This window comes from Haematobacter sp. (assembly GCF_032102465.1).
Classification (GTDB): Bacteria; Pseudomonadota; Alphaproteobacteria; order Rhodobacterales; family Rhodobacteraceae; genus Haematobacter.
On record NZ_DAMDHB010000012.1, the window covers coordinates 1 to 14,081 of the forward strand.

A 14,081-nucleotide genomic window follows, 5' to 3' on the forward strand; every position below is an offset into this window, starting at 1 on the left:
TCGCCGCGCGCAACCGGGACACCGGTGCGCTGGAAGGCATCGGCTTCTGGAACGGGGATGATCATCAGACCATTGCCGGTCGGCCCTACTTCGGGGCGGAGAACCTGCAGGCGGTTGGAACGCTTGTCTCAGAGGTGGGTCTCACGATCCGGTATCTCGATGTAAGTTTTGCGGGTGTGACGCCGGAGGTCCTGCAGGCCGCACGCGGCTTTGACCTGAAGGGTGCGGCGGCCGAGCTGCACCGGGTGGACTTCGATCTGATCTCGGACGAGCTGACCGGCAGTCCGGAACGTCTTTTCAAGGGATGGATCGACAAGTCGATCATCAACACGCCGCCGGTCGGTTCGTCCGGTGCGACGGTAGAGCTGTCCCTCGCGAGTGCCAGCCGGGCGCTTACCCGCACACTGACCACGAAATATTCCGACGCCAGCCAGCGACTGCGCGATGCGAATGACCGATTCTTCGCGGATGCGGAGATTTCCGCGCAGCCGATGTGGGGCGCACGCCAGACAGGGGGCCGGAGACGATGAACACGCAGATGATGCTCTTCGACTATATCGCTGCTGTCTGGTCACGCCCGATGGATGACGGCCACGATTGCGCCCGGTTCGCGGATGACTGGTATCGTGCCGTGCACGGCGAAAGCCTGATGCCGTTCAATTACCGCTCGCAGGGGCGCGCGCTCGCCCGGCTGCGCAAGATGGGCTTTGCCGATCATGTCGCCTATCTGGCGACCCGTCTGGAGGAATGCCCGGTCGCTCTGGGTCAGGTGGGCGATATCGCCGCTGTGCCCGGCCAGCAATATCCCGCCCTTGGGATCGTGCAGGGGGAAGGTATCTACGCGCCGATGCCAACGGGCAAGATCGTCGTGCCCCTTACTGCGGCCGAACGGATGTTCCGGCTATGAGACGGCTGCTGCTCGCCACGACGCTTTTGGCCGGTCTCTGGGCGGCTCCCGCTGCCGCCGATCCGGTCTCTTTCGCGCTGCTCGCCAATGGCGCAAGCTTCTGGTCAGCCTTCGGGGCGACGATCGGCAGTGTGGCGCTGCGCCTCGGCGCTGTCGTGGGCGCGTCGCTGCTGTCGCAGAAGCTGGCTGCCAGAAAGGCGGTCGGCTCCGGCGGCGTGAAGTTGCAGACGACAGTGGGCGGCATCACGCCCCAGACCTTCGTGATGGGGCGCTACGCCACTGCCGGACAGCTGGCAGCCCCGCTTATGACCGGGGCCACAACGCCGGGTCACACCCCGAACCCGGTGCTGTTCTACATCATGGCGCTTGGCTGTCGGCCGGGTCAGACGGTACGGCGTGTCATCATCAATGACGATTACGCCGAGCTCGGCGAGGAGATGATCAACCGCGCCGGGCTCGGTGAAGTGCTCCCGGTCCTCGGCAAGTATTCAGACGCCGCATTCCTGCGTCATTATGACGGCAGCCAGACGGTGGTTGACCCGGTGTTGAGCCAGCATTTCGGCACCGCCGCGAACCGGCCATGGGGATCGGACCGGATCGGGCATGGCATCCCCTACGCCGTGGCTATGTTCAAATTCGACGCCAGGGTCTGGTCGGGTCAGCCGTCGATCCGCTTCGAAGTGGACGGCGCGCCGCTCTACGATCCACGCTTCGACAGCACGATGGGCGGCTCTGGTCCGCAGCGGTGGTCCGATCAGGCGACCTGGGCACAGACCGCGAATCTTGCGGTGATGATCTACAACCTGCTGCGCGGTATCCGCCTGCCTGACGGAAATATTTACGGTGGGAGTGCCGCGGCAGAAGACCTGCCTCTTGCGAACTGGTTCGCAGCGATGAATGCCTGCGATGCTCTTGTGGATCTGGAAGCAGGCGGCAGCGAGCCCGCCTATCACGGCGGTACGGAGGTCTCCGTCGATGAGGACCCGGCGGACGTCATCGAGCGCCTGCTGGCGGGTTGCGATGGGCAGCTGGTGGAAGCCGGCGGCGTCTGGCGTATCCGCATCGGTCCGCCGGCGCTGCCCGTGCTGTTCCTGACGGAGACCGACGATATCCTTGTTACCTCTGCGCAGACGCTCGACCAGTTCCCGGGCGACGCCGATCTCTACAACGGTATTCAGGCGGCATATGTCGACCCTGCCGCGCTCTGGGCGGAGAAGGACGCGCCGCCGCGCTACAATGCGGCGTGGGAGGCCGAAGACGGGCAGCGCCGGGTGGCGGAGCTTCAGTTGCCGGTGGTGACGAGCGCGACGCAGGCGCAGCGGCTGATGGAGGCGAACCTCGCCGACAACCGGCGTTTCCGGGTGATCAACATCACGCTCGGGCCGTATGCCTCCATGCTGGAACCTCTCGACAGCATTGCCTGGACGAGCGGGGTCGAGGGGTATACCGGCAAAGTCTTTGAGGTCACGCGGGTCGACGAGGACCTCGGCACCGCCACGGTGACCATCACCGCCCGGGAGCGTGACCAGAGCGATTACAATTGGTCACCTTCACAGGAACTGCCCGTCATCCCATCCGACCCCGGCACCGGGCCTGTGGTCGTACAGGCGGTCCCCGGCTGGACCGTGGCCGCGATCACTTATCGGGACAGCGCGGGCCGTGCGCGGCGCCCTGCGATCCAGATGGGATGGACGCCGGAGGGCGCGGTGGATGCGAAAGGTATCCACTGGGAAATCCACATGGTCGGCACGGCGGAGATCATCTCAGGGCCGCTCGTCGCGATGGAGGCCGGCGGCGCCATCGTCATGGACGGCATCCTGCCCAATGCGACCTATGAGGTGCGCGCCCGCATCGAGGCGGACCGGCAGACGATGTGGACGAGCCCGGTCACCGTCACCACACCCGACGTGCGCCTCTCCGAACTCGATATCACCTATGGTGAGGGTGTGGTCGAGGAAGTGAATGAGTTCGTCGACGGGTATACGCAGTGGCTGAAGGACAGCACGCGGGACTTGTTGGAAAGCACCCGTCGCAATGTCTTCCGGGATATCGACGCCGACACCGCCGCCTATACCGCGCGTCAGAAAATCAGGCGGGAGGTGACCCAGACCGCGGAAGGGGTGACGGCCAGCTACCGCGAGGAGATCACTGCCGCCACCGGTCCGGGATCGGCACTGGCCCAGCAGCTGACGGAATTGAATGCCACTGTCGCAGGCAAGGCCTCGGCCACGGCCCTCAACGCGCTGACCACCCGCGTCACCACCGCCGAGGGCGACATCGATGCGACGGCGCAGGCGCTCACCGATCTGGCTGTCGTCGTCAACGGCAAGGCCTCGTCAACGGCCGTCAGCGCGCTGCAGACGCAGGTCACCCAGCAGGGCAGTGATATCACCGCCAATGCCAATGCTATCACGGCGCTCGATGTCGCGGTGGGCCGGATGTCTGCCAGCGCGCTGTTCCGGGCCTACACGGTCGCCAACGCCGGGGGGTCGCTGTCGCGGATCGCCCTTCAGGCGGCGGCCTCCTCCGGCGAGGCTAACAGCGCGCGCTCCGCCGCGATCTTTCTGGAGGCGATGTCGGGCGGGCTGAGCCGCGTCGCCATCGTGGCGGATCAGTTCGTCGTCATCAATGGCAGCGCCCGCGAGGCGCCGTTTATCGTCGAGAACGGGGTCCTGAAGGCCAAGGCCTTGCTGGTCGATGAGCTGGTGGTGCGCGGCAACATCGTCACCGGCGCGGTCACGCAGGCCACGACGATCTCGGCAAGCACGCCGCTCGCGCTCTCCGACAATGATGTTGCCCTGCAGCTCGACCTCGGCACCGTGCCGGAGGATGAGACGCTGACCGCCCAGACCAATTTCGTGTGGACCGGCAATAATACCCGCCTCTCGCTCAACTGGTGGTTTCTGGAGGACGGCCTCTGGCTGCTTGGCGATACCGTCGACAGCTTCGGGGGGAAATCCGGCGCGCGTACCGGCTTCATGACGCTCTTGATCCCGGGCGGGGGTCAGCGGCGCGTCATGCTGACCGCGAAATCCAACGGCATATCGATCACCACCCGCCGCCTGACCGTGAAGGTGCCGAAACGATGACCCATGCCGCTGAACTGACCCACTCCGCGCTCATCGACGCGGAGGGCTGTGTGCTGCAGTCCTGGCCAACGGACAGGGCGCCTGACCCGCTGCCCGAGGGGGAGATCGTCGCGATCAGCCCGTGGTATGACCACACGCTGATACGGTGGGACGGGGAGGTCTGGGTGCCGCGCGCGACCTGCGTCGTCGAGGCGGTACCGACCGGGGCGGAGGTTACTGCGCCGGAGGGCACGATCATCGAGGTCTGGGACTTGGAGGCGGACTATCTGCTGGCCACGCTCTCGCCCTCGGAGGCCGACGACTACCGCGTCTCAATCGAGCTGAGTGACCTCGGCCGCTACGCGATTGATGTCCAGCCGCCCTCGCCCTGGCTGCGATCCCGTCTCATCGTGGAGATCATCTGATGGTGGAAGTAAGGCGCAACAGCGCGGCAGTGCTCGCCGCGCGCAAGGCGGTGAAATCCGCCGCAGTGACGCTCAGGCGGCAGGAGGTTGAGAGCGGCACGGCCACGATCGCCGGGGTGCCGATCTGGATCGACGCGACCAGTCAGGGGAAGCTGACCGGGGCTGCGGTCGCGGCGGGGCTCGACCCGGCCATGTCGCTCGTCTGGAAGGGCAGCGACGGGGAATTCTATCAGCTCGACGCAGCTGCGGTGATCACACTGGCCCAAGGCGCCATGGCCTTTGTGCAGGCGGCATTTGCCCGCGAGGGCCAGCTGCTGGCGGAAATCACGGCAGCGCCCGATCTGGACGCCCTCTCGCTCATCGACATCGCCACCGGCTGGCCGGGACAGGAGACCTGACATGCTCATGACCCGTCACTATGCGACCGGCACGGTCAGTGTCCCGGCAGGCGGCACCGCTGTCACCGGCGCCGGCACCGGCTGGGCAGGCGCGATCCGCGCGGGCGATGTGCTCTGGATCGCTGGCATCACCTGTCGCATTGCAAGCGTCAACAGCGCGACCTCCGTGACGCTCGCCCGCCCGTGGCCGGGGCCAGCCGCCAGCGCGGCACCCTATGAGGTCTGGCTGACGCCTGACGACGTGCTCTACGGCGAGGCGACCCGGCAGCTGATCGATATGCTGGATGAGGGCGCGCTCTCCGCGCTGTCGGGCGTCACGATGGCGGCAGACAAGGTGCCGTATTTCGACGGTCCCGGAACGGCCACGACAGCGACGCTCACCACCGCCGCGCGCGCGATTCTCGGGCTGTCCGGCGCTGCGGGGGCGGCGAAAATCCCGGTGGTCACGGGCACCGGCACAGCGGCGCTGCGCGATATCGTGGGTGTGGCCGCGCAATCGGGGGGCGTACCAACCGGGGCGCTGATCGAAACGGGGTCCAACAGTAATGGCGCGTATTGGCGGTTTGCAGGCGGGTTTCAGATTTGCATCGTTGGAGAGCGGGCGGTGTCGCACAACGGCGCCGATAACAATCAGCTTCGTGGCAGCTGGTCGTATGCCTTACCCTTTTCTGCGGTTCCGGCCGTCTTTTGGTCGCTCAACCCGTCCCGACAGACGGCTGGTAACGTCGATCGGGCGCGGCTGGCCAATATCTGGACTGAAGCGTTTGTGACTGGCGTCAACCTCTACGCGCTCAAACAACAGTCTGCTGCCGCCTGGGCCGCAGGTGATGTGCTGTCGGGTATCGACCTCGTCGCCGTGGGCCGCTGGCACGCCTGATCTTCAACCCACTTTTTCTGACAAACCCCGCCTCGCGCGGGCTTTTTTCTATGGGAGCACAGAATGCCGATCACCGCCCTTACCAAGATTATCGGGGAGGTCCGCGATGTACGCGGGCGTCCTGTTACCGGCACGCTCACCTTCAAGTCCAGCGGGCTGGGGATTGACGACGCCTTCGTGGCGCCCGCGGAGGTGACAGCCTCGCTCGATGCTTCAGGCGCTTTTGAAGTTGATCTGTGGCCGAACACGGCGGGACTCACGGCCACCAAGTACTCCGTATCGCTTGCAGGCAACGGCCTGAGCCAGACACCGATCCAGATCGGTGACGTTGTGATCCCGGAGAGCGAAACCCCGATTGAGCTCTCTCTGCTCACGAACGGTACGTGGATTGTTCCGGGCAAGAAATACGTCCAGCTGACGCAGTCGGCCTATGACGCTCTGCCCGCCAAAGCGGCTGACACGATCTACATCGTCGTGGAGGGCTGACCCGTGGCCGATATAGTCAGAATGTATAGCGGTCCTCTGCGGGTGAGGGCGATCTACCATGCCGACGTGCTGATCTGGTCTGAAGCCGGCACAGTGCCCGCCGGAGTGGTCGCGTGGTCCGGTTCAGCGACAGACCGTGCCGGCGAAATTGAAGTTCGTCTGCTGTCTGAGCCGCCGGAGGGGGCGGACGCCGTTTATATCATCGATGGCGTCGAGCGGCTTGTAACCAGCTCTCCACAGCAGGGCGGCCGCTTCATCATTTCCGACGGCATCATTGCCGGTGCGCCGCAATCCATGCAGGTAGCCTGGCGGAATGCAGCCGGACGCGGTCCGCTTGGCACGGCGCAGGTTGTCGAAAGCGCGCTGGATGAAGTTGAGCTGATCAGCCCACCGGTACTGCTCATTTCCAATCTGGTGCTCACGGGCGGTGAGGTGGGCCGCGAAAGAGCCAACTGGGGTGCAGGTGTTACCGCCGGACCGGGCGGGTGGGTCGAATGGAACGGATCGGAGTGGATACCGAGCACACAGACCGGAGACGAGTTCATCGCCGGCGCGGGAGGCAGCCAGTTTACGTGGGAAGAAGTGGGGACCGATGCGACAGGCCGGACACGCAAGGTAAGAGCGGAGCCAGCGACGGTCTATGCCATGCCAGTCATGGTCACCCCCGCGACTTACACGAGCGCAGGACAGCCGGGGGCGCAGTACATCTCCACACGAGCAACATTTTCCGGCTACCCGGCGCCAGATATCAACGGTTTCGTGCAACGCCAGCTCGGCACCACAGGGGCCATTGAATTGGTGGCTGAGACAGGGACCGAGGCAGAAGGTTATCGCTACCGTCCGGCCACCCGTGCCACTGTGGACAGCCTCGGCTTCGAGACCTGGGATTATGGTGCGGGATGGGGGCCGGTTGTTACGGTCCCGGCGGTAGCCCCGACCGTCAGTCTCGCCCGTACGCCCTCTGGGGCAATCACGCAGGGTGATACAGTCACGCTGGATGCGGCTCGAACCGGAACGCCTGATCCGACCCCGGTGTGGGAGATCACCCGCAACGGAGCACCGTTCACCACCGCTGGCGGCACATGGTCGCGGTATATCGACGATATCGAGGACGGCAATTACGTCGTGACGGTGACTGTCACCAACAGCGCCGGCACGGCCACGGATACGCTGTCTTTCACAGCCGCAGCCGCCAGTACTGACGTTCCTCCGTACGTCATCAGCAACCCCAATCTCCCAGCTCTCACGGAGGGCGTCGAGGTAACGGCGCCCGCTGCGACCTTTGGCGGAACGCCTGTCCCGACAGCCAGCCAAAAAATCCAGCGCCGTCTGCCACCAGCGACGACTTGGGAGGACACCGGAACGGGGCTGACCTTTGTCCCAGCGGCCAATTATGTCTACAGCCGCCTTGCCACGGTGAGTAATGGCGTCGGCCCTGCCCTGGTCGTCCGCAGTGCCGAGAGCGGGGCCGTCGTTCAAGTGGACTGGGCATTCACCGAAGTGGACGGTCTTATCACGATCGTCAAGTCTCCGGGGCAGCCTCCGACACCGTCGGTCACAGATATCACGTATAACAGCGCGCGCATCGTTCCCGGAACTGTCGCATCCCCGGCGTTCACCGGCTTTGCGGTGATGCCGAAAGCCGACTGGAACGGCACGAACCCCGAACTGAGCCAGCGGGGCAACCTGCAACAGTTCACAGGGACGCAGTTCAACAGCCCCGCGCCAAAAGTCGATCTGATGGTCTGGCGCAGGAGCGCGAAAGGGCTGTTCACGACGGCTGCCGCGCCAATCGCGCCGGAGTTCGCGGATACGTTTGACGCTGCGACGGGTGACCTTGCCGGCCACCAATCGGACAGCGAGCATATCTGGGCAGCCCCGGTGTCAGGCACGATGCGGATCACCGCCGCAGGACGCCTGCGTGGCACGACGAACAACTCCGGGACTGACCTGCAGCTGACGAATTACGAGCTGCCCACCGCTGGGGGGTATGTTGAGGCTGTCGGCAGACAGATGGGCGGCGGAACTCCGCCCACTGCCGTGCGTCGCACTGGCACCCTGAGTGTAGTCGCGCTCTACGCGGATGCCGCCAACTGCCTGCTTTTGAGCTTTTTCGTCGCGTCGGCAGGCTCTGCGAGCGATGCGATCCTCGTGCAGGAGCGGATCGGCGGGACTGTGACATCGCGGATTACCCACTCCATGCCCGGGCTGGGCGACGCCATCGCTGAGCACACGGCGCGGGTCGTCATCAACCGGTCGACAAAAGCGTTGTCGCTCCTCGTCGATGGCACACAGGTCGGCACCGGGACGTATACCGGCGCCTATCCGGTCGGCTCGAAGTTGGGCGCGCGCTGGCAAGGTTCGACCTCGCAAGCGCCTTCGGAAAATGGTGCAATGCAGTTCGTGGAAATCTCTGCGGGGAGGCTCTGATGCCGGTCTTTGCCTATTCCCGAACGGCCGTGGGAGACTCTGACACACGCCTGACAGGCTCGGTCCAGCTGGCGGCACTGCTGTCAGAGCAGGGCTACGCGGTCGAGCAGTGGAGCGTCGTGGCGGGCGAATACACGACGTCTGACACTCAGACAGCCCAGCCGTTCACCGCGACGAGCTCGTCCGGTCTGGTGACAATTGAGGGCATCATGCCCCCCGGAGCGCGGCTTATCTACACCGATGACCCACAGCGGCAGGCGATTATCCTGCTGCCCGCTGGCGGGACGGTGACGGTCAACAGCCGGACGCCTGCGACCACGGCAGATGAGTATGGGCGGACCATCCATGGGTCCACGGTGAATATCGGCGTGATGACAAGCTCCGTTGGGCTGGCGCGTCCGCACGGTTATGATGGCCGGTCGCGGCCCGGCTATACACAGGTCAATGATACCTATTCACAGTCTAAGCTGGCGACATTCCCGGTTATGCTGACCGCTGGCGATGTCATTAACTGCGCTCTGTCTGAGGTGCCGCTTCTGTCTGCCGCAAACGGCTCTCTCATCACTGAATATCTCTCCCTGACCGTGATGGAGGGGACGGCTCCAAGCGGTGATTTGTTCGCGCCTCAAGTCTGCCGTGCGGCGGGTGTCGCTCCGGTACTGACCGGTATCGACATTGACGCAATCTATGACAGCCTTCCGCGCTATGATGCATCTGAGACAAGCCCGCCTGCCGATCTGGACCTCTACCTCCAATACGCAGAAAAATTCCAAGGCTCCCTCCGGGCAAACTATCAGGCCGGGGATGGCACGTTTAAAGGCGGGTATGGCGAATTCATGCCGAATAATTCCGGTTTCGGGGGGACTGGGTATGGTCGTGGCATGTCGCAGGTGGCTGCGGGCCTTTTCCCGTTGCTCTGGACGAATGCGGGAACAGAGGAGCAGACCAAGCGGGCGCTCCGGGCGATAATCTCGTCCGGAATTCAGCAGGACGGGATAAATACGGGTCCAAACGGCGGCATCTGGACGACCAATTTTCCCATGATCTACCTTGCCCGCCATTTCACGGGCAAAAGCCTGTCGTCGTTCGTCATGGGAGCAAAAGGGGTTGCTCCGCAGAGCGGCGGAAACGTCCTTGGGCAATTCTATCAGGAAACGGCACAAAACCTGCTGCGCTACCGGACACCGCATACGAATTCATCTGATCCGGTGATCTGTAACTTAAGAGAAGTTCTGGCCGTCAACGGGCAGGATATAACAGTAGATAATACAGCGAATACATCAAGGCGCACCTCCAAGCTGGGGTTCCGTGGACTTCTTCTCAAAAGTCAGGACGGCACAAAGTCAAACCGGATGACCGGCCCCACGCCCGGGAATGCCTCGGGTAACTCTTTTGTCGTGACTGTAGAGGGCGCCCATACGTTCGTCGTTGGGGAGCAGGTCTGGTTCTCCGAGGACGGAACCCTAGTTCCGGGAGACCCTAACTGGTCTATCCGGTGGAGAGACAATATCCCAACATACACGCACGTCGACAACCCTGCGGCTGGCGCAGACTATCGAAAACAAGCGGTGGGCGGGGACTTCGTCCTTGTCGCGCAGGCGCTAGGTATTGTTCAGCCGTCATGGACGCCGGTCGTTCAGTATGCAAAGCGCACCCTGCCGATAGAGGGGGCAGCCTTCGGGATTTACCCTTCGGAATTCTCCCCTTACTCCCACATATTTGAGGGCGAAACCATCGTCGCGTCAGACGACCCCACGACGACATGGGGGATGCGCTTGTGGCGGAAGCATTGGTCCACGCTCGAAACCATACCCCAGATCGGAGCCTGACATGCCGCTGTTTACCTATTCCCGCACGGCTATCGGCGATTCCGATACGCGGTTTACCAGTTCCGTTCAGCTTGCAGCACTCTTGTCAGAGCAGGGCTATGCCGTCGAGCAGCTGCATGAGCTGGCGGGGGAGTACACGACCGAGGATCGCGTTGTGCCGCAAAACAGGATCGTCGTGGCACATCTGGCGCAGTCAGAGCCGGTTAGCTGCACTGAGCGCGGAAGCTTCTACCAGCAGCTCATACCGCCAGATTTGACGCGGGACGGAAATCTTGTCCTGATGCAGCGCAACGGGGCAAACAACTCTGTCGATTCAGCATCTCGCACAGAGGCGATTACGACCGCAACAAAGCGCACGTTCAATTCGTCAATGGCCCTGCTTGCCAATGCGCTGGAATACATCACGCCCGGCGTGGACTATGCGCTGGTAGAGCTTGGCGAAGCGGGAACAGGCCGCACCGAGCTTGTAAACGACAACAGCAACGGAGGTCGGCAGTGGCATTTCACAGCCGATATGATTGGTGAGTGTCTGACGGAGTTAAAGAAATACCCGGACCGGATTGCAGAGTTCTGGTATGCGAATGACAGAAGCTATGAGAATAGGTGGCTTCGTGTATTTTCTCCGCTTTATTATGGACAGCTTGAAAATGGTGCGGCCTTCGATCTTCACAATCCTAACCCCGATGTAGCGACAGATAGCGATGTGAAAATTCGAAGCGTCGTTTTCGACCATTGCTTCTGGGATTTTGAAGAATCCGACCCCACTCAGGTTGGCCGGGGTCTTTTCCCGCGCGATATTCCCTTCGACTTGCAGCCGCACAGCCCGTGGTCCTCAAGTATTATAGCCTATCTGGGCATCGAGCGTTTTGCGAAAGACAGCCGGTTCCAGTCTCTCGGCGGCGTGTTCGGCTGCCCAGCCAGTATGTGGCAAACCGATGACGGCAATCACCCCGGTAAAGTGCACTGGGCCGGGCAAGGCGAGGCTGTCTACGGATTTTTCCTCTGGCCGATGCTCAGAGCGGCGGGGGTTACGGTAAATCCCCCGGTTTTGGGAAATCTCACAGTCGGACCGGGAGGGGCTTATGCTGAGGTAGGATTGTCGCAAGGAAACGGCGGCATCCTTTCCACTAAGGCGCTCGTGCACAATATCCAGCCGGACCAGAAATGGCTCGATGAGGCCCCGGAGTTTCAGGAAGTCATGGGGTTCGGCATCCTTCGTGCGGGAGAGCCGCCCAGCCAAGCCTATTTCATCAGCCGCCCCGGCGTGAATCCTGCCATCGACGCAAAATACCTCGGCACTGTGACCATCGTTGGCGGGAAAATCCGGTTCACCATGCAGGTGCCTCTCAAGAAGGGCGACCTGATATTTCCGATGAGGGCCAAGGAGATCAGCGAAACCGCGCCCGCCTTGGCCGGGCCATATTATCGCAGCGACTATGGGAGATATTTCTTCCCCCGCGAGGAGAGCATGATCCGCATGTTCTATCCCGTGGAACATATCCCTGCGTGGTTTGATCCGGCCTCCCCTTGGGGGGTCTCTGGCATTGAGATCAATCAGTGGCAGCAGGGGTTCATGGTTCAGGAAGATGTGCCAGAGACGCACTTCACAACCGCAGGCAATGGACCCTTCTTCCGTCGCACTGACAATCTTCCCACAGGAACGACGAAAATTCGGCACCGGATCATGTGGCGGGTGCCGAACAGCGCCGCATATGTTTCAGCCAACTCCACAAGCCGCTGGCTGGCATCCATCGACACCAACGCATTTGATTTCGGGTATGTCTCGCAGCTGGATTCCATCCGGCTTGAGAGCATCAAGGACGGATCAGGCGGCACAGTCCTTGGTGAAACGCAAATCGGCAGGGTGCATCGCGGTCTCTGGATGCTGCTGGAATTCTACGCCGACTTCAACGAGGGGGCCGCCGGCACCTTCGGCGTTCGGATGAACGGCGAGGCCAACAATGAGGCGTGGACAAAATATCCGTTCAGCCAGAAAGGGACGGGGGCATTCACGACAAGCCGCCCGCTTCGCATCCACGGCATCGCATCCCGGCCAATGAATGCGGGGATCGAGATAGCCTCGCATCAGGTGTGGATCACCTCAGGCGGAACGGAAACCCTATGGATGGAGGTCGCCGGCAACGCAGCGACGGTCAATGCGTCGCCCTACAAAGACCCTGCGTCCGGGAACGCGGTCTAAGCCCTTCGGCGGCGACTCACTGCATAGAGAGCTGCTGTCCCGGCCAGTAAGAACGGGGCGGCGGCGGGGAGTGGAACGGGCGCGGGCGTTACTTCCACTGTCCAAGTTCCGGGGCCATAGCTGCGGGCGTCATCTGTGCTGTCATATCCGTCAGGACCGAAGGAATATGGGTCTGGTGACCCCCCAACTGCAGAGCCGCCCGACCAGCTCAATACCGAAAGATCATCCCCAATCTCTATGTGGAAGCCCGAGTGATATTGAATTGGGGAGTACATAAAAATCAGGCCGTAAGAGGTTACTCCGGCCGCGCTCCAATCTGGCATGCTAGAAAACGTGCTAGAACCTGAATATTGGGAGCCATTGCCTGATGTTATCGAGTAAGTAGCGGTGCGTTCATTCGTTGTGAATTCCAAGGTTGCACCGGCTAAACTTCCTCCGGGCAGCAAAGATTCATCTACGATAAAGCCACCTGTAATTCTTCCGTATGGGGTTATCGGGTAGACGAGTTCCGGGAGCCAGTACATCATCTGCCCGGTATAATTGTACGTCACGATCGCCGCCCCTGCCTGACCGGCCATCAGAGCAGCCGCAGCCGCCAGCGCAAACGCTCTCATCCTCAAATCCCCCGGATTAACCAACGCCTCACGGTCGCGTGAGTCGGGCGATTCGGGCAAGCACAATCTTCATAAACATCAGAGGCCTGCATGATCGTGGTCAGACGCCTGCGCGAGGGTATCGTCGCGCACTTTCCGATCCGGTTCAGCGAGTGGCTGATGCTGTTTCCAGCTGTGGCCATGGGCATCGCCCTGCGGTTTCAGCAGGACATGTTCAGCGTCACGCCCTCGTTTGCGGCAGTTGCCCGATGGGGCGATGAGACGTTCTGGGCAGTCCTGTTGCTCGGATGCGGGGCGATGCGGCTGCTGGCACTCGTGGTCAACGGCACCTTCGCGGGCTTCCGCTGGTCGCCGCATCTGAGGGCGTTGGCCAGCGTAGCGGGGGCACTGACATGGGCGCAGTTCGCCGTCGGTATCCTGAGCGCCGCCGTCTTTGAGGGCGGGACGTGGTCGGGCGTGGTCATGTACTCAACGATGCTCCTGGCGGAGATCGTCAATCTCGCCCGTGCGTCCGGCGATATCCAAGCTGGCCGGGGTGTGGACCGTGAACATCGCTGAACTGGATCTGGAAAAAGCCGCCAATGCCCTCGTCGTGCTGATCCTCGGCCTCGCCGCCGCTTTTGGCTGGAACCGGCGAAAGCAGGCCGCTCCGCAGGAAGAGGTCATGGAGGTCTCTGCCGCGATCGTCAGCGACAAGGCAGCCCGCGAGATCATCGAGGCGCTGGACCGCAATACCGAAGCGCTGGAGCGCAACAGTGAGACCGCAGAGGACATGCGCGATGAAATTCGTGACGTCACCCGGTCGATGTCGTCGCTGGCCGTAGAGCTGGCCCGCAAGAGGTAAGGA

At 62.6% G+C, this 14,081-nt stretch carries 12 protein-coding genes; all 12 read left to right on the forward strand.

Features of this window, described 5'->3' with window-relative positions; all coding sequences use genetic code 11:
• Positions 1-530 (forward strand): hypothetical protein (locus RT513_RS09435; RefSeq protein WP_313533939.1); only part of this gene is annotated, 530 nt, incomplete at its 5' end.
• Positions 527-907: a DUF6950 family protein gene (locus RT513_RS09440; protein WP_290689925.1), complete on the forward strand. Its 381-nt coding sequence runs from the start codon at positions 527-529 to the stop codon at positions 905-907. The genes RT513_RS09435 and RT513_RS09440, both read left to right, overlap by 4 nt.
• The gene (locus tag RT513_RS09445; RefSeq protein ID WP_290689923.1) at positions 904-3,996 is read left to right on the forward strand and encodes a phage tail protein; all 3,093 of its coding nucleotides are present in this window, start codon (positions 904-906) and stop codon (positions 3,994-3,996) included. Before RT513_RS09440 ends, RT513_RS09445 begins: the two co-directional genes overlap by 4 nt.
• A complete protein-coding gene (locus RT513_RS09450) occupies positions 3,993-4,400 on the forward strand; it encodes a hypothetical protein (protein ID WP_035708892.1) in 408 nt (135 codons plus the stop codon). The genes RT513_RS09445 and RT513_RS09450 overlap by 4 nt, the downstream gene beginning before the upstream one ends.
• Positions 4,400-4,798: a DUF4376 domain-containing protein gene (locus tag RT513_RS09455; protein WP_131389554.1), complete on the forward strand. Its 399-nt coding sequence runs from the start codon at positions 4,400-4,402 to the stop codon at positions 4,796-4,798. The genes RT513_RS09450 and RT513_RS09455 overlap by 1 nt, the downstream gene beginning before the upstream one ends.
• Before the next feature lies 1 nt (position 4,799).
• The gene (locus RT513_RS09460) at positions 4,800-5,675 is read left to right on the forward strand and encodes a hypothetical protein (RefSeq protein WP_051911015.1); all 876 of its coding nucleotides are present in this window, start codon (positions 4,800-4,802) and stop codon (positions 5,673-5,675) included.
• Between the two features lie 63 nt (positions 5,676-5,738).
• Positions 5,739-6,161 carry a hypothetical protein gene (locus RT513_RS09465; RefSeq protein ID WP_035708887.1) on the forward strand — a complete coding sequence of 141 codons (423 nt, stop codon included), beginning with the start codon at positions 5,739-5,741 and terminating at the stop codon, positions 6,159-6,161.
• Positions 6,162-6,203: 42 nt separating this feature from the next.
• Entirely contained in the window at positions 6,204-8,591 is a 2,388-nt protein-coding gene (locus RT513_RS09470) for a hypothetical protein (RefSeq protein ID WP_313533941.1), read from the forward strand.
• Positions 8,591-10,420 carry a hypothetical protein gene (locus tag RT513_RS09475; protein WP_035708880.1) on the forward strand — a complete coding sequence of 610 codons (1,830 nt, stop codon included), beginning with the start codon at positions 8,591-8,593 and terminating at the stop codon, positions 10,418-10,420. The genes RT513_RS09470 and RT513_RS09475 overlap by 1 nt, the downstream gene beginning before the upstream one ends.
• Position 10,421: 1 nt before the next feature.
• On the forward strand, positions 10,422-12,620 hold the full coding sequence (locus RT513_RS09480) for a hypothetical protein (RefSeq protein WP_035708876.1): 2,199 nt from the start codon (positions 10,422-10,424) through the stop codon (positions 12,618-12,620).
• Positions 12,621-13,324: 704 nt separating this feature from the next.
• A complete protein-coding gene (locus RT513_RS09485) occupies positions 13,325-13,792 on the forward strand; it encodes a hypothetical protein (RefSeq protein WP_035708873.1) in 468 nt (155 codons plus the stop codon).
• Positions 13,779-14,078 (forward strand): hypothetical protein, encoded by a 300-nt coding sequence (locus RT513_RS09490; RefSeq protein ID WP_131389550.1) that lies wholly within the window; start codon positions 13,779-13,781, stop codon positions 14,076-14,078. The genes RT513_RS09485 and RT513_RS09490 overlap by 14 nt, the downstream gene beginning before the upstream one ends.
• The last annotated feature ends 3 nt before the right edge of the window (positions 14,079-14,081 follow it).

Excerpts from the sequence above, each read along its gene's own strand:
- RT513_RS09445 (WP_290689923.1), top strand. The coding sequence starts at position 904 with ATGAGACGGCTGCTGCTCGCCACGACGCTTTTGGCCGGTCTCTGGGCG.
- RT513_RS09450 (WP_035708892.1), top strand. The coding sequence starts at position 3,993 with ATGACCCATGCCGCTGAACTGACCCACTCCGCGCTCATCGACGCGGAG.
- RT513_RS09465 (WP_035708887.1), top strand. The coding sequence starts at position 5,739 with ATGCCGATCACCGCCCTTACCAAGATTATCGGGGAGGTCCGCGATGTA.
- RT513_RS09455 (WP_131389554.1), top strand. The coding sequence starts at position 4,400 with ATGGTGGAAGTAAGGCGCAACAGCGCGGCAGTGCTCGCCGCGCGCAAG.
- RT513_RS09475 (WP_035708880.1), top strand. The coding sequence starts at position 8,591 with ATGCCGGTCTTTGCCTATTCCCGAACGGCCGTGGGAGACTCTGACACA.
- RT513_RS09460 (WP_051911015.1), top strand. The coding sequence starts at position 4,800 with ATGCTCATGACCCGTCACTATGCGACCGGCACGGTCAGTGTCCCGGCA.
- RT513_RS09480 (WP_035708876.1), top strand. The coding sequence starts at position 10,422 with ATGCCGCTGTTTACCTATTCCCGCACGGCTATCGGCGATTCCGATACG.
- RT513_RS09440 (WP_290689925.1), top strand. The coding sequence starts at position 527 with ATGAACACGCAGATGATGCTCTTCGACTATATCGCTGCTGTCTGGTCA.
- RT513_RS09485 (WP_035708873.1), top strand. The coding sequence starts at position 13,325 with ATGATCGTGGTCAGACGCCTGCGCGAGGGTATCGTCGCGCACTTTCCG.